Source organism: Catenuloplanes japonicus, assembly GCF_000717135.1.
GTDB lineage: Bacteria > Actinomycetota > Actinomycetes > Mycobacteriales > Micromonosporaceae > Catenuloplanes > Catenuloplanes japonicus.
This window is the reverse complement of the sequence record NZ_JNXY01000069.1, coordinates 1-4,261: the sequence shown is the minus strand read 5'-3', so window position 1 is coordinate 4,261 and position 4,261 is coordinate 1. Positions and strand designations below refer to the sequence as shown.

Sequence of the window (4,261 nt, the reverse complement as noted above, 5' to 3'; positions counted from 1 at the left end):
ACCGCCATAGCCGAAAGGATCATTCGGTGCCGCAAAGACCAGGTCAACAGCCGGAGTTGACCTGGTCTTTGCGGCACCGAATGATCCTTTCCGGCAGGGAGCCGACGCGGCGCCGGATCCAGACTGGCTGCAGGGGTGCTCTGCACCGAAACTTCGTAAAATAGCGGTGGCCAGGCGGCCGGCGCTCGGCGTCGGGACGAGTCACGCCTGGTACATCGAGGCGCAGCTCGGTATCCCTTACACCTCGCCGCTGCGGCACACGCGTGAGTACCTGGAGGCGCTGCGCCCGTTGCTGCGCGGCGAGCACGTGCGGAGCAGCGGCGAGTTCGTCGCGGTCGACACCGCGCTGGAGATCAACGCCGAGGCCCCGGCCGTGCTGCTGGCCGCGCTCGGGCCGAAGATGCTGCGTCTGGCCGACGGCGTGATCGCGACCTGGGTGACGCCGGAGATGGTGGCGGAGCGCCTGGTCCCGAGCCAGCCGGACGGTACGCGGATCGTGGCGAGCGTGATGACGGTGCTGACCACGGATCCGGACGGCGCCCGGGAGCAGCTGGCCGGGGATTTCGCGATGGCGGGGGAGGCGCCGGCGTACCGGGCGTCGCTGGGCAGGGCCGGGATCGGGATCGCGGACACCGTGGTCGCGGGCGACGAGGAGGCGATCGCGCGGGCGGTGGACCGGTTCCGGGACGCGGGCGCCACGGATCTGGTGATCATTCCCTATGGCGGGCCGGAGGACCGGGCGCGCACGCTGGACGCCGTGACGAACTGACAATCGTGATCGCTTCCGGCACACTCGGATGACTCAACCGAGGGTGACTCAAGCGAGGGAGGAGCGGCTCATGGCGCGGTCGGACGTGGCGCGGACCGCGTTGCTGGACACGGCCGAGCGGCTCTTCGCGGAGCAGGGTATCGCGCAGGTCTCGGATCGCCGGGTGGCCGAGGTCGCGGGCAACACGAACCATTCGGCGGTGCGCTACTACTTCGGCGGCCGGGACGGGCTGCTGCGCGCGCTGGTGGAGCGGCACGTGCGGGCGGTGGAGGCGTGCGGCGCGCGGCACGGCGAGACCGTCGACTCGGTGATCGGGGACATTCGCGGGCTGGTGCTGCCGTCGATGGAGGTGCTGGCCGCGCTGCCGCGTCCGAGCTGGCGTGCCCGGTTCATCGGGCTGGCGCTGCAGGATCCGGCGTTGCGTGACCTGGTGCGGGACGCGCTGGCCGGGCTGCCGGTGACGGTGGCGCTGCGCCGTTCGCTGAAGGCGCGGCTCGCGCACCTCGATCCGGGCGTGGTGGCGGGGCGCTCGTCGATGATCGCGTTCATCGTGACCACGGCGACGGCGGAGATCGAGGCGCGGGCGGAACGGGACGGCACCGAGCCGCGCTGGATCGAGGCGGGCGACTTCCTGTCGGACGCGATCGCGGGGATGCTGTCCGCGCCGGTCACGAAGCCGGGCAGCCGCAGCCCGCTCGCCGAGGCGCACTGAAAGATCAAGATCTAGATCACTTTCCCGCTTCCGGCGTGGTGCGGCAGCGTTGCTCCCGCGGGCCAACCTCCGGGGTTCGGAAGACTCCGCTGGCGCTCCGCTTCCGATCCCCGATCGGAGCCGGTGCCGCCGTTGGTCCGGAAAAACCCGGACGGCCTGCGGTCACGCCGGCTTCGCGCGGCCTGCGCCCGGTGGCCCGTATTTGTGTCGGCTCGCGCCGCCTGTGCCCGGTGACCTGTGGGTGCGTCGGCTTCGCGCGGCCTGCGCCCGGTGATCAGGGCGTCCCTCATGTCGTTCCAGCGACATGAGGGACGCCCTGATCTTGGAGGGGTATGCCGCCTCGGTGGGCGGCGCCCGGCGAGCGGTCCGGGGTGGCCGCGGGATGCGTGGATACGCACAAGATCTGGCATGGCACAATACCGATTAACCCTATCTGCATGATATGAATAGATCAACGGTGTGGGCCGCTCACGTGCGATAGCCGACAGGCGGGGCGAGAACCGTTGACACCCGAGCACGCTCCGCGCTGGACTGGTCGCATGTGCGGCACGCTGCGGCTCGCCATCCGCGGCCACATCGACTTCGGTCGTGTGTGGTCCGCGTCCTGTCCGGCCTGACCTTCTCCCTCCCACCGAACGGGCTCGAAGACGAGTCCGGGCGAAGCCATGCCCAGGGTCCTTGAACACCGGTACAGGAGCACCGCCATGAAGAGACGTGCATTGATGGCCATAGGCCTGCTCGCGCTGACCGCGGGCTGCGGCGGGGCGGGGCGGGAGTGGCGACGTGGGTCGCGTGGGGTTTCGGTGACCAGCGGCGGGACCGGCTCCGATCGGCGGGCCGAAGCGGAGCGCCAGCGGAGGCTTCGGCACGTCGGAGGTTGGCCCGCGGGAGCATGCGGGCCGCACCACGCTGGAAGCGGGAAGATGAACTGGATCTTGATCTTGGTCTTTCGGGCCTGGGGGTGACGTGGTGCAACCGGGCTGCACCTGAGGGGCAACTCGGCTGCTACCGGGGCGGGAGAGGGTGTTGGTTCGCAGGAGACCGTGAGATGGAGAGTTCATGAGCGTCAGGCGACGGCTGGCGGCGTTCGGCGCCGCGGTGTTGCTGGCGCTGCCCGTGGCCGTGGGGCTCGCGGGCGAGGCGATGGCGGTGCCGGCGGCGCCGAAGTCGTTCACGGCGGCGCGGGTCGCGGGGACGCCGGCGCAGATCGCGCTGGGGTGGAAGACCGTGGCGGATGCGCACCATTACGTGGTCGAGGTGCTGCGGGACGACGTGGCGGGCGCGCCGGTCTCGCTGCCGGCCGGGAGCACGGGATATGTGCTGGACGGGTCAAATCCGTGCACGACGTACAAGGTGCGGGTGAGCGCGGTCGACGCGTCCGGGAGCGGGACGAGCACCGGGTATCTGACGGTGAAGACGCTGGCGCCGTCGGTGGTGCCGGGGATGACGACCGGTCGCTCCGACGTTAGCACCGGGACCGTCTACTGGCGCGAACCGTCCTATGTGGGCTATTCGGCGATCACGGGCTACCGGATGTATCTGACCCGGGACTCAGATGACGCGGTGGTCGTGGATCGGACCGTGACTGAGCTGTCACACAGTCTGCCGGGGCTGGATCCCTCGCGGACCTACACGTTGCAGGTCACGTCCGCGAACGAGTGGGGGGCGTGCGCCACGGCGACGTCGCCGATCGGGCGCTGGCGGCCGGCGGATCCGACCGGGCTGACCGCTGTCCGGAGGGCGGGGACACCGGGGACCGTGGACGTGTCGTGGACGCCGGCGGCGAGTCAACCGGCGGCGACGTATTTCCAGGTGGGGTACGGGGTGGGGACGCCCTCGACGACGGTACGGGTGGATGCGCCGGCGACGTCGGTGGTGCTGACGCTGGACGCGAGCAAGGCGTGGGCGTTGCAGGTGCGGTCGTACAACGAGTACGGGGGGAGTGGGACGGCGACGACGACGGTGGGGGTGTATGTGGCGCCTACGGGGTCTCCGTCACCGTCGCCTTCGGTGAGTCCTTCTGTGACGCCTTCGGTGAGTCCGTCTGTTGAGCCGTCGGTCAGTGTGTCGCCGTCGGTGTCGCCGTCTGTCAGCTTGTCGCCTTCGGTTGAGCCGTCGCTTGGTCCGTCTGCCTCGGCTGAGCCGTCGCTCAGTCCGTCGCCGTCGGTGAGCGTTTCGGCGTCAGCGGCGCCGAGTCCTGCGCCGTCGGAGGGTGTTGTCCCGTCGGCGATTCCGACGCCGTCGGAAAGTCCTTCGCCCAGCCCCGGTCCGTCGGAGAGTTCTGTCCCCTCGCCGATTCCGATGCCCTCCGCGTCGCCGACGCCCTCGGACAGCGGTGTGCCCTCCCCGAGTCCTTCGCCGTCCGAGACGCCCGTCCCTTCCCCGATTCCGATGCCCTCGGCCGACCCGGCTCCTTCGGACAGCGGCACACCATCCCCGGCCCCGGCTCCCTCGGCGAACCCGGAGCCGTCGGCCGGTCCGAGCCCGGTCCCGTCTGGTGAGCCGAGTCCTGTGCCGTCTGCGGGTCCCAGTCCTGTGCCGTCCGATGAGCCGAGTCCTGTGCCGTCCGATGAGCCGAGCCCGGCGCCGTCGGCCGGTCCGAGTCCTGTGCCGTCCGACGAGCCGAGCCCGGCGCCGTCGGCCGGTCCGAGTCCGGTCCCGTCCGACGAGCCGAGCCCCACGCCGTCCGCCGACCCGACCACGGCACCCTCCGACGACCCCACCCCTGACCCCACCGGCAGCCCCGCCCCCACCCCGTCCACCAGCCCGACCCCCACCCC

3 protein-coding genes and 1 pseudogene are annotated in these 4,261 nt (G+C 71.0%); 2 read left to right on the top strand and 2 right to left on the bottom strand.

Annotation, left to right across the window (positions count from 1 at the left end):
- The first annotated feature begins 166 nt into the window (after positions 1-166).
- Entirely contained in the window at positions 167-769 is a 603-nt protein-coding gene (locus tag OP04_RS47965; RefSeq protein ID WP_051800204.1) for an LLM class flavin-dependent oxidoreductase, read from the top strand.
- Positions 770-839: 70 nt separating this feature from the next.
- Positions 840-1,481: a TetR/AcrR family transcriptional regulator gene (locus tag OP04_RS47960; RefSeq protein ID WP_033346777.1), complete on the top strand. Its 642-nt coding sequence runs from the start codon at positions 840-842 to the stop codon at positions 1,479-1,481.
- A gap of 1,244 nt (positions 1,482-2,725) precedes the next feature.
- Here the strand turns inward: OP04_RS47960 and OP04_RS56325 are convergent.
- Positions 2,726-2,953 (bottom strand): hypothetical protein, encoded by a 228-nt coding sequence (locus tag OP04_RS56325; RefSeq protein WP_033346776.1) that lies wholly within the window; start codon positions 2,951-2,953, stop codon positions 2,726-2,728.
- Positions 2,954-3,268: 315 nt separating this feature from the next.
- A pseudogene (locus OP04_RS56320) lies at positions 3,269-4,261 on the bottom strand (hypothetical protein); the annotation flags it as partial.